This window comes from Nonomuraea recticatena (assembly GCF_039533245.1).
GTDB lineage: Bacteria > Actinomycetota > Actinomycetes > Streptosporangiales > Streptosporangiaceae > Nonomuraea > Nonomuraea roseola.
On the sequence record NZ_BAAATE010000003.1, the window covers coordinates 274425 to 297865 of the forward strand.

At 70.6% G+C, this 23441-nt stretch carries 25 protein-coding genes and 1 tRNA gene; 12 read left to right on the top strand and 14 right to left on the bottom strand.

Annotation, left to right across the window (positions count from 1 at the left end; genetic code table 11):
* Positions 1-2: 2 nt before the first annotated feature.
* A complete protein-coding gene (gene galK / locus ABFX50_RS07590) occupies positions 3-1112 on the bottom strand; it encodes a galactokinase (protein ID WP_183658016.1) in 1110 nt (369 codons plus the stop codon).
* Positions 1113-1155: 43 nt separating this feature from the next.
* Here galK and ABFX50_RS07595 point away from each other — a divergent pair, with 43 nt between their 5' ends.
* Positions 1156-1977 carry a 1-aminocyclopropane-1-carboxylate deaminase/D-cysteine desulfhydrase gene (locus ABFX50_RS07595; protein ID WP_346144461.1) on the top strand — a complete coding sequence of 274 codons (822 nt, stop codon included), beginning with the start codon at positions 1156-1158 and terminating at the stop codon, positions 1975-1977.
* On the opposite strand, the gene ABFX50_RS07600 is transcribed toward ABFX50_RS07595, so the two are convergent.
* Entirely contained in the window at positions 1911-2585 is a 675-nt protein-coding gene (locus ABFX50_RS07600) for a DUF6766 family protein (RefSeq protein WP_346144463.1), read from the bottom strand. The genes ABFX50_RS07595 and ABFX50_RS07600 overlap by 67 nt on opposite strands.
* 79 nt (positions 2586-2664) lie before the next feature.
* On the bottom strand, positions 2665-3042 hold the full coding sequence (locus ABFX50_RS07605) for a hypothetical protein (protein ID WP_346144465.1): 378 nt from the start codon (positions 3040-3042) through the stop codon (positions 2665-2667).
* Between the two features lie 41 nt (positions 3043-3083).
* Here ABFX50_RS07605 and ABFX50_RS07610 point away from each other — a divergent pair, with 41 nt between their 5' ends.
* The gene (locus ABFX50_RS07610; RefSeq protein ID WP_346144467.1) at positions 3084-3587 is read left to right on the top strand and encodes a DinB family protein; all 504 of its coding nucleotides are present in this window, start codon (positions 3084-3086) and stop codon (positions 3585-3587) included.
* Here the strand turns inward: ABFX50_RS07610 and ABFX50_RS07615 are convergent.
* Entirely contained in the window at positions 3584-4132 is a 549-nt protein-coding gene (locus ABFX50_RS07615) for a hypothetical protein (RefSeq protein WP_346144469.1), read from the bottom strand. The two genes, ABFX50_RS07610 and ABFX50_RS07615, sit on opposite strands and share 4 nt — an antisense overlap.
* Positions 4133-4264: 132 nt before the next feature.
* Here ABFX50_RS07615 and ABFX50_RS07620 point away from each other — a divergent pair, with 132 nt between their 5' ends.
* Positions 4265-4525, top strand: a complete 261-nt coding sequence (locus ABFX50_RS07620; RefSeq protein ID WP_346144471.1) for a PEP/pyruvate-binding domain-containing protein — start codon at positions 4265-4267, stop codon at positions 4523-4525.
* Complete coding sequence (locus ABFX50_RS07625) at positions 4522-4686, top strand: hypothetical protein (protein WP_183658038.1); 165 nt, start codon at positions 4522-4524, stop codon at positions 4684-4686. The genes ABFX50_RS07620 and ABFX50_RS07625 overlap by 4 nt, the downstream gene beginning before the upstream one ends.
* A 260-nt stretch (positions 4687-4946) precedes the next feature.
* Here the strand turns inward: ABFX50_RS07625 and ABFX50_RS07630 are convergent, their stop codons facing one another.
* The gene (locus tag ABFX50_RS07630) at positions 4947-5474 is read right to left on the bottom strand and encodes a histidine phosphatase family protein (RefSeq protein ID WP_346144473.1); all 528 of its coding nucleotides are present in this window, start codon (positions 5472-5474) and stop codon (positions 4947-4949) included.
* 136 nt (positions 5475-5610) lie between these two features.
* On the opposite strand from ABFX50_RS07630, the gene ABFX50_RS07635 reads away from it, so the two are divergent.
* Together ABFX50_RS07635 and ABFX50_RS07640 are read left to right on the top strand one after the other, a co-directional pair.
* A tRNA-Ile gene (locus tag ABFX50_RS07635) sits at positions 5611-5684 on the top strand.
* A 239-nt stretch (positions 5685-5923) separates the two neighbouring features.
* Complete coding sequence (locus ABFX50_RS07640) at positions 5924-6871, top strand: aminoglycoside phosphotransferase family protein (RefSeq protein WP_346144475.1); 948 nt, start codon at positions 5924-5926, stop codon at positions 6869-6871.
* Positions 6872-6880: 9 nt separating this feature from the next.
* Here the strand turns inward: ABFX50_RS07640 and ABFX50_RS07645 are convergent, their stop codons facing one another.
* Positions 6881-7306 (bottom strand): DUF3995 domain-containing protein, encoded by a 426-nt coding sequence (locus ABFX50_RS07645; RefSeq protein WP_346144477.1) that lies wholly within the window; start codon positions 7304-7306, stop codon positions 6881-6883.
* Positions 7307-7659: 353 nt separating this feature from the next.
* Complete coding sequence (locus ABFX50_RS07650; protein WP_346144479.1) at positions 7660-8265, bottom strand: hypothetical protein; 606 nt, start codon at positions 8263-8265, stop codon at positions 7660-7662.
* A gap of 358 nt (positions 8266-8623) precedes the next feature.
* On the opposite strand from ABFX50_RS07650, the gene ABFX50_RS07655 reads away from it, so the two are divergent.
* The gene (locus tag ABFX50_RS07655; protein ID WP_346144481.1) at positions 8624-9466 is read left to right on the top strand and encodes a class I SAM-dependent methyltransferase; all 843 of its coding nucleotides are present in this window, start codon (positions 8624-8626) and stop codon (positions 9464-9466) included.
* A gap of 65 nt (positions 9467-9531) precedes the next feature.
* On the opposite strand, the gene ABFX50_RS07660 is transcribed toward ABFX50_RS07655, so the two are convergent.
* The 4 genes from ABFX50_RS07660 to ABFX50_RS07675 all read right to left on the bottom strand — a co-directional run bounded on the left by ABFX50_RS07660 (position 9532) and on the right by ABFX50_RS07675 (position 14076).
* On the bottom strand, positions 9532-11169 hold the full coding sequence (locus ABFX50_RS07660; RefSeq protein ID WP_346144483.1) for an FAD-dependent monooxygenase: 1638 nt from the start codon (positions 11167-11169) through the stop codon (positions 9532-9534).
* A complete protein-coding gene (locus ABFX50_RS07665) occupies positions 11166-11999 on the bottom strand; it encodes a fumarylacetoacetate hydrolase family protein (protein ID WP_346144485.1) in 834 nt (277 codons plus the stop codon). The genes ABFX50_RS07660 and ABFX50_RS07665 overlap by 4 nt, the downstream gene beginning before the upstream one ends.
* Positions 11996-12892 carry a dioxygenase family protein gene (locus tag ABFX50_RS07670; RefSeq protein WP_346144487.1) on the bottom strand — a complete coding sequence of 299 codons (897 nt, stop codon included), beginning with the start codon at positions 12890-12892 and terminating at the stop codon, positions 11996-11998. The genes ABFX50_RS07665 and ABFX50_RS07670 overlap by 4 nt, the downstream gene beginning before the upstream one ends.
* Positions 12893-13245: 353 nt before the next feature.
* Positions 13246-14076, bottom strand: a complete 831-nt coding sequence (locus ABFX50_RS07675) for an IclR family transcriptional regulator (protein ID WP_346144489.1) — start codon at positions 14074-14076, stop codon at positions 13246-13248.
* Between the two features lie 94 nt (positions 14077-14170).
* Between ABFX50_RS07675 and ABFX50_RS07680 the strand changes: the two genes are divergently transcribed.
* On the top strand, positions 14171-14347 hold the full coding sequence (locus tag ABFX50_RS07680; RefSeq protein ID WP_346144491.1) for a DUF305 domain-containing protein: 177 nt from the start codon (positions 14171-14173) through the stop codon (positions 14345-14347).
* On the opposite strand, the gene ABFX50_RS07685 is transcribed toward ABFX50_RS07680, so the two are convergent.
* Together ABFX50_RS07685 and ABFX50_RS07690 are read right to left on the bottom strand one after the other, a co-directional pair.
* A complete protein-coding gene (locus ABFX50_RS07685) occupies positions 14301-15290 on the bottom strand; it encodes a S66 family peptidase (RefSeq protein WP_346144493.1) in 990 nt (329 codons plus the stop codon). The genes ABFX50_RS07680 and ABFX50_RS07685 overlap by 47 nt on opposite strands.
* Positions 15291-15393: 103 nt before the next feature.
* Positions 15394-16467, bottom strand: a complete 1074-nt coding sequence (locus tag ABFX50_RS07690; RefSeq protein ID WP_346144495.1) for an NAD(P)H-binding protein — start codon at positions 16465-16467, stop codon at positions 15394-15396.
* Positions 16468-16590: 123 nt separating this feature from the next.
* Here ABFX50_RS07690 and ABFX50_RS07695 point away from each other — a divergent pair, with 123 nt between their 5' ends.
* From ABFX50_RS07695 to ABFX50_RS07705, 3 genes are read left to right on the top strand one after another with little or no spacing between them, the layout of a single operon-like run.
* A complete protein-coding gene (locus ABFX50_RS07695) occupies positions 16591-17187 on the top strand; it encodes a DsbA family oxidoreductase (RefSeq protein ID WP_346144496.1) in 597 nt (198 codons plus the stop codon).
* Positions 17184-17996, top strand: coding sequence for an NAD(P)H-binding protein (locus ABFX50_RS07700; protein ID WP_346144498.1), 813 nt, complete (start codon positions 17184-17186; stop codon positions 17994-17996). Before ABFX50_RS07695 ends, ABFX50_RS07700 begins: the two co-directional genes overlap by 4 nt.
* 10 nt (positions 17997-18006) lie before the next feature.
* Positions 18007-20595, top strand: coding sequence for a helix-turn-helix transcriptional regulator (locus ABFX50_RS07705; protein WP_346144499.1), 2589 nt, complete (start codon positions 18007-18009; stop codon positions 20593-20595).
* A 9-nt stretch (positions 20596-20604) separates the two neighbouring features.
* Here the strand turns inward: ABFX50_RS07705 and ABFX50_RS07710 are convergent, their stop codons facing one another.
* Positions 20605-22293, bottom strand: coding sequence for a VanW family protein (locus tag ABFX50_RS07710; protein ID WP_346144501.1), 1689 nt, complete (start codon positions 22291-22293; stop codon positions 20605-20607).
* Between the two features lie 267 nt (positions 22294-22560).
* Here ABFX50_RS07710 and ABFX50_RS07715 point away from each other — a divergent pair, with 267 nt between their 5' ends.
* Complete coding sequence (locus ABFX50_RS07715; protein ID WP_346144502.1) at positions 22561-23409, top strand: helix-turn-helix transcriptional regulator; 849 nt, start codon at positions 22561-22563, stop codon at positions 23407-23409.
* Positions 23410-23441: the final 32 nt, after the last annotated feature.

Sequence of the window (23441 nt, forward strand, 5' to 3'; positions counted from 1 at the left end):
GGCTAGATCTTGTGGGCTCCCGCCGCCGGGGTGGCGGGAAGGAAGCGCGGCTCCTTCCAGCCGCGCTCCTCGTACGCCGCGAGCACGGCCTCCTGGACGGCGGGCACCCGCTCCTCGGCCACCAGCGCGATCGCCGAGCCGCCGAACCCGCCGCCGGTCATGCGGGCGCCCCGCGCGCCGCCGCGCAGCGCCGCCTCCACCGCGACGTCCAGCTCGGGTGAGGACACCTCGTACTGGTCGCGCAGCGACAGGTGCGAGGCGTTCAGCAGCGCGCCGATCTCCGCGATCGCGCCCGCGCGCAGCAGGCCGATGACCGCCTCGACGCGGTGGTTCTCGGTCACCACGTGCTGGACGCGCTTGCGCTCGTCGCCCTGGAGCACCGAGAGCGCGCCCGCCAGGTCGGTGACGTCGCGCAGGGCGTCGACGCCGAGCCTGCGTGCCGCCGACTCGCAGTCGGCGCGCCGCTTGGCGTACTGGCCGTCGGCGAGCTCGTGGTGGACGCCCGTGTCGATGATGAGGATGCGCAGCCCGTGCGAGGCGAGGTCGAGCGGGATGTTCCTCGAGCCGAGCGAGCGGCAGTCGAGGAAGAGCGCCCTGCCCTCCTCGCACAGCGCCGAGGCGGCCTGGTCCATGATGCCGCAGGGCATGCCGACGAAGTCGTTCTCCGCCTTCTGGCCGAGGAGGGCGATCTCCATGGGGGTCATGCCCAGGCCGTACACCTCGTTGAGCGCCGAGCCGACGACGACCTCGAGCGCCGCGCTCGAGCTCAGGCCCGCGCCGGCGGGCAGGTCGCCGTCGATGGCGATGTCGGCGCCCTGGACGCGCTCGCCGAGCATGGCGGGGACACCGACGACGTAGCGGGTCCAGCCCTGGGCGGCGTCCCAGTCGGAGATGACCACGGGCTCGCCGGAGGACTGGAGCGAGAGCAGGCGGATCGTGCGGTCCTGCCGCGGGCTGAGCGCGGCGGTGATGCCCCACGGCACCGCGAACGGCAGGACGAAGCCGTCGTTGTAGTCGGTGTGCTCGCCGATGAGGTTGACGCGGCCCGGCGCGCGCCACACGGTCGTCGGCTCGGCGGAGTAGGCCTGACGGAAAGCTTCAACAACGCTCATAATCGAACACTCCTCAACAACGGTTCGTCCGTAGACTAGCGCCATGGAGGAGATGTCGGATCCCCGTCTCGGCACGGTGAGGCTCTTCCTCAAGCATGACGACAACAAGGCCCGCAAGCTCAAGTACAACCTCGGCCCGGCCCGCGTGCTGAGCTTCGGGGGCGCCTACTCCGGCCACCTGCGCGCGCTGGCCAGGGCGGGCATGGAGCGGGGCTTCGAGACGATCGGCGTGGTGCGCGGTGAGGAGCACCTGCCGCTCAACCCCTCGCTGGCCTACGCCAGGGCGTGCGGGATGCGCCTGGTCTACCTCGATCGGGCCGCCTACCGCCTCAAGCACACCCCTGAGGTGCTGGAGCGGCTGCGCGCCAGGTTCGGCGACGTGACGATCCTGCCCGAGGGCGGCAGCAACGCGGCAGCCGTGCGCGGGTGCGCGGAGCTGCCGGGAGAGATCGGCCTCGACTACGACGTGATCTGCTGTCCCGTGGGCACCGGCGGCACGCTCGCGGGGATCTCAGCGGGGCTGGCCCCCGGCAGGCGGGCGCTGGGCTTCGCCGTGCTCAAGGGCGCGGGCTTCCTGCGTGAGGAGGTGGCGCGGCTGCAGCGGGAGGCCTACGGCCGCGTCATGACCAACTGGGAGCTCAACCTCGACTACCACTTCGGCGGCTACGCCAAGCCCTCTCCCGCGCTCGACCAGGCCTACGAGCAGGTCTACGTGGCCAAGATGATCTACGGGATCCTCGACCTGGCCGGGCGCGGCGCCTTCGCGCCCGGCTCCCGCGTCGTCGCCGTGGTGACGGGTCAGCCCTCGACACCCGTCGCGTCGTGGGGCGAGCCGACCGGCTTCGACTCGGCCGAGCCCCGCTGACGCAGGTAGATCGACAGCGCCACCATCGAGGCCACCGCCAGGAACTCCGACTGCCAGTTCTGCAGCGTCCTGCTCCAGAACTCGGGTCCTGTCACGTAGCCGCCCCAGCTCTCGGGGTCGCGCAGCTCGGCGAGCCGCTCGGCGTTGCCCGCCGCCAGGCCCGCCACCGACTGCGCCAGCCACGACAGCGCGAACACCAGGCCCATGACCCAGCCCAGCGAGTTGCTGAGCAGCGCCTTGCGCAGCCCGCCCGCGGTGGCCCACGCGGGCGAGTCGCGGCGGGCGTGCTCACCGACGAGCTGGTCCTCGTCGGACTCGCCGCCCTCCTTGCCGAGCTCTTTGGACTCGGGGGAGCCCCGCTGCACCAGCCAGACCGTCGCGAGGATGAACAGCAGGAACTGCAGGTACTCCGACTGCCAGTTCTCCGCCACGTCCACCGCGAAGTCGGAGGTGGCGACGTACTCCACCAGCGAGATGGGCTGACCGCCGTCCACGAGCTGCTGGTCGTTGAACTTGGCCTGCCCGGCGAGCGCCTGCCCCACCAGCGCGAGCGCGAAGATCAGCAGAAAGAACAGGGAGAGGGAGTTCTCTTTGAGGAATCTCTTCATCGGTGCATCAGCCCCATGGCGAAGAACCAGCTCAGACCTACGACGATGACGACCAAGGTGGTGACGAAGACGGTGCGCATCAGTCGTCCACCTCGCAGTCGTAGGGGAGGTTCTCACCCTTGGGCGTGCATCCCGCGGCCCTGACCCGCCATCCGCCGTCGTAGCGGTGCAGGAAGAGCGTGTCGCCGTTGAGCCTGACCTGCGCCTCGTCACCCCACAGTGACACCGACAGCACAGGGCCGCCCGTCAGTCTCAGCTCGTTCAGCGCCTGCCCGCAGGTCTGTCCCCTGCCGGGCAGCCGCGCCGCCGTCCTGGCGGCCAGCAGCGCACAGGCCGCGTCACCCTGTCCCGCGGTCACCGCTGTGGCGAACCGCTCGGCCGTACGGGCCGGGGGTCCCGTGTCGACCGCACATCCTGCGACGAACGTCAGCGCGAAGAGAAGGAGGACTGCTCTCATAGCCGGGAGCTACCCAAAATGACAGGTGGGAAGCTATGGGAATGAAGAGAACAGATGTTCCCCCCACCTGGGACGAGCGGGCCACCATGCACACGTTCCTCGCCTACGCCAGGGCGACGGCGGCGGCCAAGTGCGAGGGCATGAGCGACGAGGCGGCGCGCAGGGCGCCGCTGCCGGACTCTCCGCTGATGTCCGTCGCGGGGCTGATCGGTCACCTGCGATGGGTGGAGCACTGGTGGTTCGAGGTCGTCTTCCTCGGGGAGGCGGAGCGGGCGCCGTGGACGGAGGAGAGCCCCGACAAGGACTTCGAGCCCGACCCCTCCTTGAGCCTCGCCGAGGTGGTCGCCGACTACACGCGCGCCTGCGCCGAGATCGACGAGAAGATCGCCGGCCACGACCTCGACGCGCTGTCGGCAGGCAAGGGCCGCCACGGGGACCACTTCACGCTGCGCTGGGTGATCGGCCACCTCATCGAGGAGACCTCCAGGCACAACGGCCACCTGGACATCGTGAGGGAGCTGGTCGACGGGGTGAAGGGCGGCTAGAAGCGGTCGAGAACGGGCGCGAGCAGCGCGTTGAGCTCCTTGACGAGCACCGCGAGCGCCCGGTGCGCCGCCTCCTCCACCCCGTCGTGCGGACCCTGAGGGGCAGGCGGGAGCTCCTCCAGCGGGATGGGCGCCTGCACCAGGAGGGAGGCGCGCATGAACGGGCCGCGGGTGAGGTCCTCCTGGGTGGGGTCGACGTACTGGCCGAAGATCTCCTGCCAGCCGCGCCAGCCCCTGTCCCTCCACCACTCGCGCGAACTGGTCAGCTGCTCGGGCAGAGGGGAGACCATGCGCACCTCCGCGGTGAGCGTGCCGTCCCAGGTGTTGCGCACGCAGCTCGCCTCAAGGACGCGCCGGTCCCATCGGACGTGACCCGGCGAGATCGACGGCGGCACCGCCATCCGCCAGGCGATGCAGGCGAACGTCACGGGGGCGATGTCGCCGAAGGAGTCGGCGAACTCCTCGACGTGCTTGCGGACGTGGGCGCCGTAACGGCCGTCCCTGTCCCTGTCGAGTTCCTGGTCGATCCAGAACGCCTTTGCCACCCGTCCAAGGTACGCCGCCCCACCGCGAGGCAGTAGCAGTTGAATGACCAGACAGGTACATTCCTCGACGCCGCCGAGGAGGGTCGCGCAGGCCGAACTGCGCGCCTCGCTCGGCTCCAAGGAGTATCCGACGTGAGGGTTCTTCCACTCGACGACACCGCGGCCGCACTGGAGACCGTGGGCGGCAAGGGCGCGTCCCTCGCCCGCCTGGCCAGGGCGGGGCTGCCGGTGCCCGACGGCTTCCACATCACCACCGACGCCTACCGAGAGTTCGTCGCCCCCTTCCGCGACCGGACGGCGACCGCGTCAGGGTCGACGGCGAGCGAGGAACGGTCGAGGTTGTGCCAAGTCGGGGATGACGGCCACGCTCCTCGGTCAGGATGCCGGGCATGACAGAGGAGGAGCGGGAGCTCGAAGCCAGATGTGAGGCCTACAGGAGAGCTCGGGAGGATCTCGCGAAGGAGACCCCCTTCGAGGTGTGGACGAAATCCCGGCGCTTCCTGGATCCCGTGCGGTGGCAGTCGATGACCTGGAACGCCAGCGACACGGGCTGACCGCCGACGAGAAGACGCCCGCCCGATCAGCAGATCGGACGGGCGTCTTCCACGTGTGCGAACCGGTGTGCGTGTCGCCTCTCGGCGAAGGGCACAACACGGCTCCAGCCGAACGGTATTCCGTGAAGGCAATAGGTGAGGCCCGGGGACACTGGGCACACCGGCCACGAAGGATGTAACCACCTTCGGGCGGCATCCATTCCCGCTCATCTCCACCGGAACCTCGCCTCGGCGCGGCCGGGAAGAGCATGACCAGCGCCTCACGAGAGCGTGTACTCCCACCCGGGTTGCCAGGCGAAGGGCGCGTCCACCAGCTCCTCCAGCGGCGCGCCCTCCAGCAGATGCTGCAACGCCCACCGGTTGGCCGAGTGTGAGACGACCAGGACGGTCCGCCCCTCCCACTCCGCCCGCAACTCGCCCAGGAACTCCTCCGTCGCCGCCACGACCTGCTCGTAGCTCTGCCCCTCGGGCCACGGCTCGCGGATGTGCGCCCTCCTCAGCGGCGCCAGCTCCGCGACGGGCCTGCCGTTGCCGAGCCCGTAGTCGCACTCCCGCAGCCGCGCGTCCAACCTGATCTCACGGTCGGGGAAGGCGATCCGCGCGGTCTGCACAGCCCTGCGCAGATCGGAGCTGTAGACCACGTCGAAGCCCGAACGCCTGCGCTCGCCCAGCCTGGCCGCCTCCACCCTGCCGGCCTCGGACAGCTCGCCAGGCAGCCAGCCGGTCGCGATGCCGGCCTCGTTGTCGACGGTGATCGAGTGGGTCTCGTAGATCAGCTTGATCGCCACTTGAACGACCTTAGAGTGGTTCCTGGGTGACGGGAACGGGCCGCGGTCGGCGTTTCGCGGTGAGTGAAGGCGGTTGGGGACGAGGGCGATCTATGCTGGCAAGCGCGCGAATTTATGGGAGACTGCACTCTCGCAGGGGGCGGTAGCTCAGCCGGTCAGAGCATCGGACTCATAATCCGTGGGTCGTGGGTTCAAGTCCCACCCGCCCTACTCAGATTGACCAGGAATCCCGCACTGAGCTGGGGTTTCTGCCTCATCCAGTGCGCGCCACCCATGCGGCGGCAGCCGTATGCCAGTGGTCGCGGAATATACGCGGAATGAATCTTGGCGCGTTTCCGCAGGTCGGCATCGGCATTCTCGCTACATGACGAAGGACCTCGGGGGAGTTCCCGAGGTCCTTCGGGCTGGACTGTCATGTGGCGAGCAGCCTTTCAGAAAGGGAGGTCTCGTTGAGCGGTATACCCGATCTTGGTCCACTGCCCCGGCGCATCACCGTCAACGCGGAGCAGGTCCATCGGCTCATCGACGAGCAGTTTCCTCAGTGGGCGGACCTTCCTGTCGAGCCCGTGGCTGACGGTGGCTGGGACAACTGGACCTTTCACCTCGGCGACGGAATGCTGGTGCGTTTGCCCAGCGCATCCGAGTACGCCTTGGCGGTGGAAAAGGAACACCGGTGGCTCCCGCCGCTCGCCTCCCGGCTTCCGCTGCCCATTCCCGCCCCGCTGGCGAAGGGCGAGCCAGGTGCGGGCTACCCCTTCTCGTGGTCGATCTACCAGTGGCTTGACGGCGAGCCCGCGAGCGCCGGCCGAATCGCTGATCCGGTCCGATTCGCGGTCGACTTGGCCGGCTTCGTCGCGGCCCTGCAGAGCATCGACACCGCCGACGGCCCCCGGCCGGGAAAGCACAACTGGTTCCGGGGCGCCACACTGCGCACCTATGAGGGGCAACTCGAGAGCGCGCTGGAGAAACTGGACGGCCACGTCGACGTCAGCCTGGCGCGCGAGATCTGGAAGACCGCACTGGACGCTCCCTGGGACGGTGTGGACAGGTGGTTCCACGGTGACCTCGCCCAGGGGAATCTCCTGCTCAAAGACGGACAACTGGCAGCTGTCGTCGACTTCGGCACGTGTGGCGTCGGCGACCCTGCCTGCGACCTGGCGATCGCGTGGACGTTGCTGACCGCTCACAGCCGCCAGGCCTTCCGCGAGCGACTGTCCGTTGACGATGCACACTGGGCGCGCGGGCGTGGCTGGGCTCTCTGGAAGACGATGGCCACCTGCTCTTACACCCTGGGCGATGCCGACGAGTCGGCGCTGAACGCACGGCGCGTCCTCACCGAGATCTTCGCTGAGTACTCAACAGGGTGCCCTTCCACCGCTCAGCGCACGATCTCGTAGAGGTGTTCCTCAACCCTCCTGCTCCGCCCCGGCCGTCTCAGTGTTCTTGGCAACGTAGGCGGCGAGGGCGCCGAGGGTCAGGCAAAGCGGGGAGTACAGGGCCAGGTCCCAGCGGGTGAAGGTGGTGGACTTGCCGGCGAACCCGGAGATGACCAAGCCCGCGCCACCGCGGAGCAGGAGCACGCCTGCGACGGTTGCCGTGCCCAGGCGTGTGAGCGGACCGGTTAGCAGGCGCGGGGCCAGGTCCGCTTGGGCGGCGACGAGATAGGTCGCCGCCCCGAGGGCCACGGCCACGGAGCCGGTGGCCGCGGCGCTGGGGGCCTCGGCTTCGGACACGCCGGCGATCGTGCGGGTGAAGTCCTCGAGGTCGTCGAACGGCCATGGGGAGAAGATCCAGACGACGTGCATGGCCGCGGCGGCGCCTAGGCCGAGCATGGCCGCGCCCCCGGCGAGCTTTGTCAGGGGCGTGATCGTTCCACTTCCGCCGCGACCAGCGATCGGAGGTCGCGGCGGTCCGGCAACGCGACGACGACCGGCGATCCAGTCGGCGGCTTTGCCGCGAACGCTCTTCCTGTCAGCAGTGTTTCTCTTCACGGCGAGCAGCCTACGTACATACACGTATGTAGGTCAAAGGGTGGGCCGGAGGAGAGTTCCAGGGCGCGTGGTTGCTCGCGTGGATGCGGCACGGGCCGACACCGCGCCCTCGCATCCAGGCGTGACAGCGGGGATGTGGCGGGTGGAGCGGCCTGTTGAGGCAGTGAGCGGCCCGAGTCGCCGATCCTTGGCAGCTAGCGGGAGCGGGGAGAGGAAGGGTTGAGGCGGTCGTGCACCAGGCGCTGTCGTTCCGCCGAAAGACCGCGAGCGGCCATGGCTCTGTCCAGAAGATCGGCATCGAACCCCTGCGCCGCCATGTGGTCGAGGAGAGGTTCGTAGCGATCGGGCCGATCACGCAGGAGCTCTGTGGCCAACCGTAGTTCCAGGCGAACCACAGGAACGCGATACGGGCCACACGTGATCAGGACGTAGTGCTGCCACGGGCCACGGCCCACGCACTCCATCCCGTCGGAGTCGGCCTCCTGCTCGACCGTGCTGATCTCTACAACCACCCCGTTCACCTCGTACCTGGCGAAATACTGCGAAGTCTCGGGGAGCCACGATGCCGCATACAGGCAGGGAAAGGACGAGAGAGCGGCGGCGACGGTGTCCACGTCCTCCCGTCGAGCTGCCAGGAGGTCGACGTCTCCGGCGGGAAGGCGAACACCTTGGAGCAGGGCGGCACTGGTGCCACCCACGCGGTACGGCAGGTCGGCCCCCACGGCCCTCAGGGCGGTGAGAGTCGTCTCCAGCGCCGACGTGACGTCTTCGAGCCGCAGAGATGCCTCACCGTCTCCCATGACGAGCAGCGTACCGATCACGAAGCTCCAACGTCATGGCTCTGGCTGCCCGGGAGGTGACGGCGGGGACGCAGGCCGCAGGGCCGGGTAGGACCGTCCGCCTCGCAGCCTTCCCGGACGGAGGCCGATCCGGATCGGTCGTGCTGCGAGGCAGCGGTCTCGGCAGGCCGCGGCCGATGACGACAGGTGCCGCTCGTAGAGAGCGCGGCCGCAGGCTGCCCACTATCCAGCTAAGCAGCCGGAGCGCGTCGCCACCAGCCCTGACGGGTGCTTCTCGCGTGGCTTGACTCACACAATGATAGAGCCTATATCTAGAGTCGTACTTTAGAGACTGACTCTAGTGAACTGAGGTCGAGCTATGAAGAGCATCGCCAACCACCAGCAGGCAGAGGCGTGGAACGACTGGGAGGGCATCCACTGGGCCGAACATCCCGAGCGCTACAACGCCATGCTCGAAGCGTTCAACGCGCCCCTGTTCGCCGCCGCGGGCATCACGGCCCACGACCGGGTTCTCGACGTCGGCTGCGGCACCGGCCAGACGACCCGTCTCGCCGCACAGCAGGCCCGCGACGGAAGCGCCGTCGGAATCGACCTGTCGGCCCCCATGTTGGAGCGCGCCCGTCGGGACGCCGCCGCGGAAGGCCTTCGCAACGTCACCTTCGAACAGGGCGACGCCCAGGTGCATCCCTTCCCCGACCGGGGGTTCGACGTCGTCCTCAGCCGTGGCGGTGTCATGTTCTTCGCCGACCACATCGCGGCTTTCGCCCACCTCAGGGAGGCGCTCGCGCCGACCGGACGGCTCGCGTTCCTCGGCCCGCAACCGGGAGGTCCCGACCGGCCCTACACCCGTGCGACCGCCGCGCTCTCGCCGTTCCTGCGCGAGACATCCCCCACCGCCAGGGGTATGGGGTCGCTCCTCGACCCCGCGCGCATCCGCCAGGTGCTCGCCGCCGCAGGGTTCGTCGACATCGACGTGGCCCCCGTCGAGGCTCCCATGACCTTCGGCGCCGACGCGGACGACGCCGTCGACTTCCTCTTCGCCATGGGCCCGACGCGCTACAACCTGCGCGATGTCGATCCGGCGACCGTCGCTCGCCTCCGTGCCGACGTGCACGACGCGCTCACGGAGTTCGAGACCGCCGACGGCGTCCGCATTCCGGGTTCCGTCTGGATCGTCACCGCGTCGCCCGGACATGCCTAGGAAGGCCGGCCGGCGATGAGCTGCCCCAGTGTGGAAGGGCCCGTGTCAGGGCCGACAAGCAGCTCCTAACCGGATCCGCCTCCTGGGTCCCTGTCCTGGCCTCCGCCGATGACGCGCGTCCACACCTCGGCGGGGTCCGCCGCCACGTCGCCGCGCCAGGCGACATGCTGGTCGGGACGGACCAGGACGAGATCGGCCTCGCAGACCGCGCGCAGGCGGGGAAGACGGCCGAGGTCCACGACGTGCAAGGGGATACCTGCGGCCGTGGCGGCGGTCACGAATGGCGTCGGGTCGGCCCGAGACGACAGCCGGAGCAGGGTGAACCAGTCGCAGAGGAGGTCGTACAACGAGCTGCCGTCGGGCAGCCAGACGTGTGGCAGCCGCGCCCCTGGATGAGCCGACGGCCGGTAGCGGGTCAGTTCGGGCTCTGGACGGCCGCGACCGTCGGGAACGACGACGGGGGAGTCCGCGTAGTCGTAGCCGAGTACCAGCCCGAGGCTGTGGAACTCAGGATCCTTGCCCCGCAGGGCATCGGCGAGCTGGGCCCGCAGCACCTGGCCGGCCGTCCCGTCGTCGTCGAGGTCGGCTGCCGCGAAGGACGGGGCGAGGAAGGCCTCCTGGCCGCCGGCGGCGGCGATGGTTCGCACGGCGACCGGCCGCCGCTCGAGCTCGTAGCTGTCCAGCGACGACGGGGGCGCCCAGCCCTGCAGCACCGCCGCGAGCTTGTAGCCGATGTTCACCGCGTCGCCGACGCAGGTGTTGAACCCGTGCCCGCCCCATGGCGGGTTGAGGTGCGCGGCGTCGCCGACGAGGAACACCCGCTCGCCGCGGTAGCGGTCGGCCAGCAGCATGCGCGCCGACCACGGGTCCGTGGCGAGCACCTCGACATCGATCTCGGCGCCGGCCAGCGTGCGCACGAGCGCGACGGGATCGGCCTCCTCGGCCTGTACGTCGATGCCCTGCACGATCGCCCACCAGGTGCCGTCGAGGTCCAGCCGTCCCATGAGCCCGCCACGCTCGGCGCCGATGACCCAGTAGTGCACGCCGAGCGCGCACAGCGGCCGTTCGTCGAGTTCCCTGGAGCGGAAGGTGATGCTCAGGTTGGGCAGCGCGCCTGATGAACCCGCATAGTGGCTGCCGATCGCCGACCGGCTGACGCCGGCGATGCCGTCGCAGCCGAGCAGATACTCCGCATGGACCTCGCGACGTCGTCCGTCGGGCCCGGCCAGTTCGGCCTTTACGCCGTCCTGGCCGTCGATGACGGCGTCGACCCGCCAGCCGACCAGCAGGGTCACGGACGGCAGCGCCGCCGCCGCCTCACGCAGGAGCTCTTCGACGATCGGCTGCGCCACCTGCTGCCCTGCTTCCGCGGCGATCTCGCGCGGCTCCGTCCACAGGCCGAAGGCCTCGGGGAAACGAGTGATCTCGTGTCCGAACAGGCCGGTGCAGAAGACGACGTCCTGCGCGTGCGCCACCGGCAGCGCCGCACGGGACCGCAGCCGGTCGGCCAGTCCCCAGCGGCGCAGATGCTCCATCGTCCGCACGCTGGTGGTCTTCGCGCGAGGGCGCAGCGGGTCGAGCGTCGTCCGCGGCTCGACCACGCATACCTCGACGCCGCGCCGGCCCAGCTCGATCGCGGCGGCCAGGCCGCTCGGCCCGCCACCGGCGATGAGGACGGGCACCTGGGAAGGGACGATCGTCACGGCCGCGCCTCCGAGGAGACGATCGGGGTGCGCAGCACGCCGAGCCTGTCGATCTCCACCTCGACCACGTCCCCTGGCCGCAGCAGCCACGGCGGCGTCCGGACGTATCCCACGCCCTCCGGCGTCCCTGTGGCGATGACGTCGCCGGGGTTCAGGGTGAAGGTGCGGCTGATCCTGGACAGCAGCTCCCCGATGCCGAAGATCATGTCTCGCGTGTTGCCGTCCTGGACGGTCTGCCCGTTGACGCGGGTTCGCACCCGCAGACCGTCGGCGAGGTCGCCGACCTCGTCGGCCGTGACCAGCGGGCCCATCGGGCCACTGCGGTCCCCGTTCTTCCCGAGCGTCCACTGAGTGGTGAGCTTCTGCGCCGTGCGGGCGGTGAGATCGTTGAACGCCGCGTAGCCGAGGACCGCACCGGCCGCCGTCTCCGCGTCGACGTCGGTGAGCCTTCGCCCGACGACGGCGGCGACCTCCCCCTCCCAGTCCAGGCCAGGCTCGTTGGCGGGCACCGGCGCCGCCGTCTCACCCGCGGTGAGAGAGGCGACCCAGCGGCCGAAGACGGTCGGATGCTCAGGCGGGACGAAACCACCCTCGGCGGCGTGCGCCCGGTAGTTCAGGCCGATGCAGATGACCCGGGCCGAGGCAGGCACCGGCGGGGCCAGCTCCACCTCGCCGACCGGAACCTCTCCCGCGGTCGCCTGGCGCGCGACTGCGAGCCATCGCTCCAGGTCGGTGTAGAAATGGCCGACCTCGGCGATCACGGTCACGGCGTTCCCGGTCTGGACGGCGACGTCCACCCGCCGCCCGGTGCGGATGCCGACGAGCTTCACGCGATCACCTCGCCGAGCGGCAGCAGCCGGACGTCGAAGACGAAGGCGGCGAACGGGACATCGACGCCGAAGGCCACGGCGCGCTCAGGATCGGTCTCCCTGACGGGGGCGACGACGAGCTCGTCCTTGACCGCGAAGGCCGCGTCGGCGTCGAGGTACTCGTCACCGGCCACGAAGACGTGCGTGGTCACCGGCCGATGCCCGAAAGCCTCCACGCGGTAGTGGACATGGGCCGGGCGCATCGGGTGGCGGCCGAGCGCGGTCAGCAGTTCTCCACCCGGTCCGTCGGTGGGCACCGGATAGCTGGACGGGATGATGCTGCGGAACCAGTAGACCCCGTCGGCGTCGGTGGTGAACAGGCCGCGCAGGTTTCCAGGCTCCTGCGCAGGGTCCTGGGTGTCGTAGCGCCCGGCGTCGTCGGCCTGCCAGATGTCGACGGTGGCCCGCTCGATCGGCTTGCCGCTGGTGTCGGTCACCCTGCCGCGCACGACCATGACCTCGCCGCGCTGCCGTTCGGGGCCGGTGGAGATCCATGCCCCGTTCTCCCGCGCGGGCGCGGGGGAGTGGAAAGGACCCTCGACCGAGGACGGCGTGGCGCCGGCAGGGCCGGCGTGGTTGACGTCGTCCACCGCGGTGGTCAGCTCGAGCGTGTCGGCCAGCAGGATGAACTCGTTGCGGTGCTCGGTGCAGGTCTGGCCGGTGCGGACGAGGAAGTCGATCCCGGTCAGCCACTCCGATTCGGTCGGGCGCGTCTCACGAACGAAGGCGTGCAGATGGCGGACCAGCGACTCCATCACGTCGTTGAGCCGCGGGTCTGTGCTGTTCAGCTGATCGATGACGGCGGTCAGCAGAGCGTCGAGCCGCTCCTCCCGCACGTCGCCGGGTGAGGTCACGTGATCCTCCTGGAGGTAGGCCGCCCGAGCCCGCGCGCGAGGTCCAGGCGGATGGACGGCGCGCCACCCGGCGTCGTACCGGGGAGACGCGCGCCACCAGCATCCACTGCGGCCTTCACCCGCCCCATACCGTTGCCATTCAGCGGCAAGCATCGTCTGCGACCACCCCGCGGGCTTCGTCACCGAGGAGATCGCCCCCGGCGTCAGTGCCGTGGCCGGTGGCGCCTGGCCACGCGTGTCGCGGAGGTCGGCCTTGACGGACGAGCAGCCGGTGGGCGCGCGGCCAGCCGTACGGGCCTTTCGTCGTACGGCTGCGCGGGCCGGTACACCTCTCGCCCCGTCGACGGGAGGAGTCAGCGGCCGGCCGAAGCGTCCCCGACCTGGCCGATGGAGCGCCGGGCGCCGAGCCCTCGTGAGATGGCGCGGGCGATCGTGCGGACGGCCGGTCCGAGCATCCGAGGGTCGGCGTCTTCCGGTGGGACGAGGACCGACAGCGCCGCGGCGATCCTGTCGTCGGCTCCGAAGACCGGCGCAGCCACCGACACGATCGCGCGAGGGGCGTGCGGCCGGTGCAGGTGCGCCAACCCCTCCAGCCGGACCCTGGCGAGGATGCGTCGCAGGTCGACGGGGGAGACGATCTCCTTCTCTGGTTCGCGCACCATCGGACGGGAGAGCACTTCCTCCTGTACCTGGGGCTCGGCGAAGGCGAGCAGGACCAGGCCCACCCCGGTCGAGTGCAGGGGCAGCCGGCCGCCGACGCGGTACAGCACCGGCATCGCCTGATGTGACGACAGCCGTTCGATCAGCAGGGCCTCGTAACCGTCCCGTACAGCGAGCAGCACGTGCTGCCGGGTGACCTGGGCCAGGTCACCCATGAACGGCATGGCCACCTGACGCAGCCCTTGCCCGCGAGGGGCGAGAGAGGCCACCTCCCAGAGCCGGAGGCCGATCGTGAACCGGCCGTCCTCACCGCGCTCGAGGGCGCCCCATGCCACCATCCGCTTGGCGAGCCGCAACGCCGAACTGGCGGGGATGCCGCTGCGCCGGCTCAACTCGCCCAGGCTCAGCGACCCGTGGTCGGCGTCGAAGGCGCTCAGGAGCGAGAGAGCCCGGTCGACGACCGGGTCGCCCTGGGGCGGACGGCGGCCGCGGATGCGCGGTGGGGGAGCGGACGCGCTGGTCACAGAGGGGGGCTCCTGTCAGTCCTTCACCGATGAGGCGCGCCTCTGGTTGCGCTGGTTGGCATGGTGCCGTGCCTCGCGACGGTCCCCGCGCCTGATGATCGCCCATCACGAGGGCGCGATCGAGATGGCGAAGACCGGGCAGGAGCAGGGCGCCAACGACGAGGCCAGGAAGCTCGCCGAGACCATTGTGCCTGGTGCCCCGGCGGGAGGGATCGCGCGATGTGTCAGTGACGTTGGAATGTCAGCAGGCTCTCGTCGTCCGCGACCGTGAGGCCGGCGTGGCCGCCGATCGGGACGGTGGCCAAGGGATAGGTGTGGCCGACGTCGATATTGGCCAGGATCGGGATGCCGGTCAGCGCCGGTTGCGAACCGATGATCTGCTCCAGGAGCGCGCGGGTCATGTTGCTGGCGTTCTGGAACCGTCCGATGGCCAGTCCCCGGATTCCCGCGGCGTCAGGAAGTTGAAGCAGTGATGTCAGGTCCCTGGCGAAGGTGGCAGGGTGTGATTCGAAGTCGTCCTCGACGATCAGTATCGCGCCGTCGAGAGACGGCATGTAGGGCGTGCCCTGCAGCAGGTTGAGAGTGCACAGATTGCCGCCCACGATCCTTCCCTCGGCGGTGCCCGGCTGGATAGGCCACCACCCCTCGTTGGGGATCAGATCGCGCCTGTCCTGGTCGAGGAACCAGAGATCGTCGCTCCAGCGGGCCGCCGGGGTCAGGCTGATCGGGGCGGTGCCGAACATGACCTCGGTGAACCACTCCAGGGTCTGCTCGAAGTGATCGCGCATGCCGAACGTCGACCAGTGCGGCCCCGAGTAGGTGACCAGCCCTGTTCGGGCCAGGACGGCGTTCTGCAGTGCGGTGATGTCCGAGTATCCGCACAGGATCTTCGGATTGGCCCGGATCAGCTCCCAGTCCAGGAACGGCAGCAGCTCGTTGCAGTTGTAGCCGCCGATGACCGTCAGGATCGCCGCCACCGAGGGGTCGGCGAAGGCTTCGTGCAGATCGGCGATCCTGGAGGCGACGCTGGAGGAGTCGAGAGCGTCCCGTTCATCGACATGGCGGCCATACGACAGCGTCAGGCCCAGTTCGGCGAAGCGAGCCCCGATGATGTCGGTGTGGTCGTGTTCCATCACCATCGCACGGGATCTGGCCGGCGCCACCACCCGTATGACGTCGCCCTGGTTCAGCTTGCGAGGGAAGATCAGCTCCATCGCCGGAGCCTAACGAACGCGGCCGGGATTCTTCGACGCGGGGCTGGTCAACCCGCTGGTGCGCGCCGTGGACGCGCACCAGGGGATGTGCCGGTGCTGTTGCTCAGGAGAACCTCTCCTCACTGACGATCCGCCCGTCGCGCACCGTGTAGACACCGATCGTGGAATCGGCGGTGAACCGTACGGCGAAGCGGTCGCCGCCCGCCCGCAGGTACGGCCCCTCGACAGGCCCGCTCACCTGCCCGGCGGCCAGCAGGTGCCGGGTGATCGCGTCGGTCTCGCCCTTGTTGGCCAGACTGGCGAAGGCCAGTCCCACCCCTTCGGCCGTCGGCTCCACGAACGCGGGCAGATGGTCGAGTATCCACTCCCGATAGGACGTGGCCGGACGCCCGAGGATCTCCCGGATCGCCGGGACCACCGGCTCGGGCCGTGCGGCGATCTCCTTCATGGTCTCCAGGACGGCGTCCACGTCCTGCGGCGGCACCCACTGCAGGAACCACTCCCTGGCCTGCTCCGGCGGGACCTCCTCCACCTTCGTCACCGGCCTGCCGACCAGCTCGCCCACGATCCTGATCCGTTCGGCCCCTGTCATGAGTTCCTCGCCGGTCAGCATGGGCGTGGCCGTGTTCAGCAGGTCGTCGGTGAGCAGCGCGTGCACTCCCACCGCCGCCAGATCCTTGGGGTGGATCTGCGATCGCGCCCAGCTCAGGAACGGCCCGCGGACCACGCCGTCCGCGGGCACCGGAGTCGCCAGGTCGTTGCTCATGTGCCCGCCGGACCGCAGGAACGTCCACTCCTTGGCGTGTTCCCTGATCAGCCGCTCGATCCGGTTGTGGGAGGCGTTGTCGGGATCGTCGTGGGTCTCCGCACCCGCCGCCGACAGATAGACGATTCTGCGCGCCTGTGCCGCCAGCTTGGGGATCACCGCGTTCCGCGAGTGCTCGGTGAACATCGTCGGCCACACGAGGAAGATCTTGTCGACTCCCTCCAGCGCCTCGTCGAGGGAGCCGGGATCGCTCAGGTCGCCCTTGACCGCCCGCACCCCTTCGGGGAACGTCACCCGGCCCGGATCCCTGCTCAGCGCCTTGACCGTCACCCCGCCGCGCTCGTGCAGCTGCCGTACCACCTGGCCACCGGTGTGACCGGTGGCCCCGGTCACCAGAATCGTCTCGTTCATGACGCCGACGCTACGGTCGCGCCCTTGACGCCAGCATCAGTCGATCGACTGGTGCGCGGCGGCCGCGGACGACCAGTCGATCGACTGATGCTGGGGGTCGGGGCCGCTCCTACCGTCGAGGGCATGACTTCACGGATTGAGATGACTCTGGACATCGCGTGCGGCGCCTCCTACCTCGGATGGGATCGGTTGCGCAGGGCGCTGGCCCGGTCGCGCGCCGAGGGCGGCGAGGCGGAGGTGGTCTTCCATCCCTTCCAGATCGCTCCCGACGCGCCCAGCGAGCCGGCGCGGGTCGAGCCCCTCGAAGAGGTGCACAAGCGGTTCTTCGGTCCGTCGGTGGGGGAGTCGACCGCCCGCATGACCGCGCTGGGCGCACGCGAGGGGATGGTCTACGACTACGGCAGGGCGTTGTTCGCCAACACGTTCGAGGCTCACCGGCTGATCAGGGTCGCCGCCGCGCAGGGGCGGGCCGAGGAGATGGCGGACCGGCTGTTCCGCGCCTACTTCGCCGATGGCCTCAACCTCGCCGACGGCGACACGTTGCGGAAGCTGGCCACCGAGGCCGGGGTGGCGTGGACCGACGACGGCGCGGAGGAGACCAGGGCGGAGCTGGAGCAGGTGCGCAGGTCCGGGGTCAGAGGCGTGCCGATGTTCGAGATCAACGGGCGCGCGCTGTCCGGCGCGCAGTCCGAAGAGACGTTCTACGGGGAGATCTCATGATTCTGGTGACAGGGGCGACCGGCCGGGTCGGTGGTCAGGTCGTCAGGCAACTGGTGGAAGCAGGGGTCACCGAGGTGCGAGCGCTGGCCCGCGACGCGAGCCGGGCGCGGCTGCCGGTCGAGGCCGTCGAGGGCGATCTGGCCGTGCCGGGCTCGCTGGACGCGGCGCTGGAGGGCGTGGACAAGGTCTTCCTCGTCTGGCCGACGCTCCAGGCCGACCACGCCGCACCCGAGACGGTGAAGAGGCTGGCGGGCAGACATGTCGTGTACTTCTCCGCCGCGACGGCGGGGGCGGCCGATCCGATCAACGCCTCCCACGGGGAGATCGAGCGGCTGGTCAGCGAGTCGGGCGCCGACTGGACCTTCCTGCGGATCACCGGGCTGGCGGCCAACGACCTCAAGTGGGCGGAAGGCATCGAACGCGACGGCGTGGTGCGCGAGCCGTTCGCCGGGTGGGCCCGGTCCCACATCCACGAGGCCGACGTGGCGGCGGCGGGCGTGCGCGTGCTGACCGGTGAAGGGCACGAAGGGGCGACCTACGTGCTGACCGGGCCGCAGGCGCTGACCGCGCCGGAGCGGGTGGCCGCCGTCTCCGAGGTGATCGGGCGCGAGGTGCGCTTCCAGGAGGCGTCCCTGGAGGAGGTCAGGCTGCAGTACGAGGCCGTCTTCGGGCCCGAGCTGGCCGCGGGTCTGCTCGGCAGGATGGCGGGCGGGGTCCCTGAGCCCGAGCCGGTCACCGGCACTGTCGAGGAACTCACCGGACGCCCGGCCAGGACCTACAGGCAATGGGCGGCCGATCACTGGCGGTAGCCTTTGGGACATGCTGCGGGGGCGGACGAAGGAGACGGGGACGATCGACGCCCTGCTCGCCGCCGCTCGTCGCGGCAGGAGCGGGGCGCTGGTGATCCGTGGCGAGGCGGGTATCGGCAAGACCGCGCTGCTCGACCACACCGCGAGCCGGGCGGACGGCATGCGCGTGCTGCGCACGACCGGTGTCGAGGCGGAGAGCGAGCTGCCCTACGCAGGGCTCAGCATGCTCGTCGGCGGGCTCCTCGACCGCCTCGACGATCTCCCGGTACGGCAGGCCGACGCGCTCAGAGGCGCGCTGGGGCTGGGTGAGGCCGACGGCGACACCTTCCTGATCGGCTTGGCGGTGCTCGGCCTGCTGGCCGAGGAGGCCCCGCTGCTGTGCCTGGTCGACGACGCCCAGTGGCTGGACGCCGCCACGGCCGACGCCCTGCTGTTCGCCGCGCGGCGGCTGCGGGCCGAGGGCGTGGTGATGATGTTCGCGGTCCGCGCGCCGTACGCGCCGGACTTCCCCTCGACGGGCCTGCCCGAGCTGCGCCTGGGCGGCCTGGCCGACGAGGCGGCTGCCGCGCTGGTCGGCGATCTGGCGCCGCACGTGCGCGAGGAGGTGCTGGTCGAGGCGCGCGGCAACCCGCTGGCGTTGCGGGTGCTGGCCGAAGCGCGCCGTGAGCAGGGCACCGGCATGCTCTCGATGGGGCTCCTGCCGGTGCAGAACCGGATCCTGCAGACCTTCGACGACAGGATCCGCGCATTGCCGGCCGCGACCCGCACCGTGCTGCTGGTCGCGGCGGCCGACGACACCGGTGACCTGAGCACCGTCCTGCGGGCCGCCGAGCGGTTGGGCGCGGGGCTGCAGGACCTGGACCCGGCGGAGGCCGCCGGGTTGCTGCGGGTCGAAGGCGACCGCCTGGTCTTCGGCCATCCGCTGATGAGGAGCGCCGCCTACCAGGGGGCCACGGTGAACCCCAGGATCGAGGCGCACCGCGCGCTCGCGGAGATCCTGGACGGCGACCGGCGTGCCTGGCACCTGGCGGCAGCGGCGACGGGCCCGGACGAGCAGGTCGCGGCAGCTCTGGAACGTACGGCACAGCGGGCCAGAGACCGTGGCGGCTACACGGCCGTGGCCGCCGCCTACGAACGTGCCGCCGCCCTCACCCCCGACCCTGGCGAGCGCGAGCGCCGCAGGCCCGCCGCGGCGCGCGCGGCCGCCGACGCGGGCCAGTTCGAGCGGGCAGACCACCTGGTCAGGCACGCGGGGAGCTCGGCCGAGGCGGCCGCGCTCAGGGCCGTCATCGCCGACGGGCTCGGGCGGACGGAGGAAGCGCACGTGCTGCTGTTCGAGTCGGCCGCGAGCGTCACGCCGGCGGAGCTGCCGCCTCTGCTGCGCAGCGCCGCGCGGGCGGCCTGGCGTGCCAACGACTTCAAGGCGCTCGACCGGATCGCCGCCTGCGTGACCGAGGGGTCGGACGTGCACAGGCTGGCCACGGCGGCGCTCGCCACCAACAGGCTGGACGACGGCGGCATCGAGACGCTGAAGGAGCTGCTGGCCCTGCCGCCGCAGTCAGATGTGCAGGATCGCCTGCTGTTCGCCCGGTTGCACCTGATCATCGGCGACATCGAGGGCGCGATGCGCCTGGCCGGCAGCCTGGAGCGGGAGTGCAGGTCGCGGGGCGCGCTCGGCGTGCTGCCTGCCGTACAGACGATCCTGGGCAGGACCCTGCTCTTCACCGGTCGTCACACCGACGCGCGCGCCACCCTGGCCGACGGGCTGCAGATCGCCGACGACACCTGCCAGCGCATGCCGCGCGTCGAGCTGTCGGCGACCCTGGCCGAACTGGCCGCCATCGAAGGCGACGAGGAGCGCTGCCGCGCGTTGACGGCCGAGGCGATCGAGACAGACCTGGCCCCGAGCGCGGTGCACGCGGCCGTCGCGCTGAGCCTGCTCGACCTGGGCCTGGGACGGCACGAGGCGGCCCTGGACCGGATGGAGGCGGTGGTGTCAGGATCGCGCCCGATGGGCGTCATGGGCCATCTGCCGATCCTGATCGAGGCCGCGGTGCGCCTGGGGCAGCCGCGCCGCGCCGCTTCCGCGGTGCGGCTGTTCACGGCCTGGGCCGATCGGGTCGGCCAGCCGTGGGCCGCGGCCGTCGCGCTGCGCTGCCGGGCGCTGCTCGCCGACGACGTCGACACGTTCGCGCAGGCCGTCCAGATCAGGACGTACCCCTTCGAGCAGGCGCGGACGGAGCTGCTGTACGGCGAGCGCCTGCGGAGGGACCGGCGGACCAGCGAGGCGCGCGGGCATCTGCGCGGCGCCGCTGAGACGTTCGAGCGGCTCGGCGCGCGTCCCTGGGCCGAGCGCGCCCGCGGCGAACTGCGCGCCACGGGGGAGACCCGCCTGGTGCGCGGCCACGCGACCGACCTCGCCGACCGGCTCACACCGCAGGAACTGCAGAGCGTACGGCTGGCGGCCACCGGGCTGAGCAACAGGGAGATCGCCGAGCGGCTGTTCGTGAGCCCGCGCACCGTCGGCTACCACCTGTACAAGGCCTATCCCAAGCTGGGTGTCACGACCAGGGCGGAGCTCGCCTCGCTCGGGCTGTGACGCCGAGCGCTAGGTGCAGTCCAGCTTGGGTTCGGGGGCGTAGACGGTGTGGAACTTCTGCTTCTTGATCGTCTCGCCGTCCTTCTTGAAGATCCGCCACACGTCGATGGTGAACCCTTCGACGCCGCTCATGGGGATGCACTCAGGCCCTGACTCCTCCAGGGAGGGGAATCCGCGCACGTTGTAGCGTTGCGAGCTCTTCGACTCGATCTCGAAGCGTTTGGTGCTCCAGAACTGGACGGTGATGGACGTGCCGGTGTGAGAGGTGTTGATCAGCACGCCGTACGGCGAGTCGTTGCGCCAGCGGAAGTCCGGTTGCGGATAGGAGACGGTGGACTCGCGTCCGGCGGGGTAGCGGGAGATGTAGTACTGGTGCGGGACGTGCTGCACGTCCTCGAAGCCGCCGAAGAAGACCGCGTTGAACATCGTCGTGGCGAACTGCGACACCCCGCCGCCCACGTCGTCGACGAACCGGTTGTTCAAGATCATGGGCGCTTCCACGAACCCGCGTGCCCTGTCGCGCCTGCCGACGACCTCGTTGAGGGAGAACGTCTCGCCGGGCATCACCACGTGCCCGTCGACGATGTCGGCGATCCTGTGGATGTTGGTCACGCGCGGCGCGCAGCAGGGGTGGCGGGTGGTGAAGGAGCTCACCTTCTCCTTGACGCCCAGGCGTGCCGCCTTCTCCGTGGTGAGCCGCGGTTCGGTCCTGCGCAGGGGCGCCTCGACGGTGCGGCCGCCGCTCGCCAGGGCGGACGAGATCGCCTCACCCAGAGCGGCCGCGTCCACGCCCGTGCCCGCCCGGGAGGGCACCACCTTGGGGACCCCTGCGGTGATCCTGAACGTGGCGTTCCTCGGTCGCCGGTCCTCGCTCACGAGCTTGGCGTCGAGATCGGCGGCGAGGCCGGACGCGTCGAACCGGGGACGCAGCCCGCCCCTGTTGTCGGGAACGTAGCGCAGGCGCGCGGCGATCTGCTCGGGTGACAGCTCGGCCTTCCCCGTTCCGCTGGTGAGCGTGAGCGGCGCGGCCACAGCCCGGCGCGCACTCGTGGACACCGCCTGCCGTACCTTGTCCGCGCTCACCCGAGGGGCGACCTCGCGCACCGGCACGGTGACCGCCCCGCTCGCGGCCGGATAGGCCCGCCGTACGGCACGCGCGGCGCCTTCCTGGTCCAGCCGTCGCCCGGCCTTCGGGAGCACCGGCTCGGGCACCAGTCCGCGATAGGAGACGCCGCCTTCCCTGGGTTCTCTGTCGACCTTCTCGGCGACACCTGCCATGGCCGTCGCAAGACGCCGCTCGTCGACCGTGGTCACCGGGGCGATGTCCCGATGACCGAACAGCGAGCGAGCGACCCCGGCCGGAGTCAGGGAGCCGTCCTGCGCGGCCGCGACGGTGCCCTCCGCGTCGAAGGTCAAGCCGAGCTTGTCCGGCTCGACGCGTACCTCGTCGTCTCCGACGTCGAGCGTGACGGGGACCGTCGCTCTGCCGGAAAGCTCCCGGACCAGCTTCGCCTCGGCGTCCTCCGGCGGCAGGCCGCCGATGTCGACGCCCGCCACCTCCGTGCCGGGTGGCACCTCACCCGCCAGGGTGGCCGCGGCGCCGGCGTAGGCGAGAACGGGGACGAGGAGCAGCGCGAGCACGACCGTGATCAGGCGCCGCCTCCCGTGGGGCATCCGGCGCAGAAGGGGCGACCGCATGGGGATCAGCTCGTCGAGACGCGGGGGATGGGGGCGGTGAAGAACACGGCGCGGACGGCGCGAAGGCGATGCCTCCTACCCCTCATCGTCAGCCTCCTGGTCGAACAGCTGCCCACCCGCTCCCTGACGACTACCCGCCAAACGGGTCGGCATGTCCGCGACCCGCCGGCGAAGCGAGGAGGTGACAGGGGACTGTCCGGCGCGGCCCATGGTGCGTCCGCGCCGGATCAGGCGGCCGGTCCGCGCCGGTCGTCGCTACCATGGGATATGACCAGCGAATCCCCTGCGGTGACGCGGCGCCGTGAGCAGCTCCGCGACTTCCTGCGCACGCGCCGGGCGCGGCTCACGCCCGGCGACGTCGGCATCGTGGCGGTGGGCAGGCGGCGGACACCGGGGCTGCGGCGCGAGGAGGTCGCCGCGCTGGCCGGAGTCGGCGTGTCCTGGTACACCTGGCTCGAACAGGGTCGTGACATCAACGTCTCGGTCGAGGTGCTCGACGCGATCAGCGGGGCGCTGCGCCTGACCGAGCCCGAGCGTACGCACCTGTATGTGCTTGCCGGTCTCAACCCGCCAAGGGCCGGCGGGGCGCGCGGCGCCGAGGTCAGCCCTGAGCTGCGGCACCTGCTCGAGGCATGGACGCCGCGGCCCGCGGTGCTGCGGGACCGGTACTGGAATCTGCTCGCGATCAACGACGCGGCGCGGGCGGTGTTCGGGTTCGGCGACACCGACCACAACTGTCTGATCTCGTTCTTCACCAATGCCCGATACCGGGACATGCACGTTCATTGGGCGTCGGCCGCGCCGGTCGTCGTCGCCGCCTTCCGCGCCGCCGCGGCCCACGCTCCCGACGACCCGGAGTTCGGCCGGGTGGTGGACGATCTGAGCGCTGCGAGTCCCGAGTTCGCGCGGTTGTGGGCGCGCCACGACGTGGGTGTCCCTGTTCAGACGGTGAAGGCGGTGCACCACCCCGAGGCCGGTGACCTGTTCTTCGACATGGTGACCCTGGCCGTGGTCGACCGCCCGGAGTGGTATCTGGAGCTGTACAACCCGCGGCCCGGCTCCGAGACGGAGGATCGGCTCGAACGGCTGGGTGTCCGGCTCGCCGCCCCGGCCTGAGCACCCGCCCAGGGTGGTGGTGCGGCTCCCAG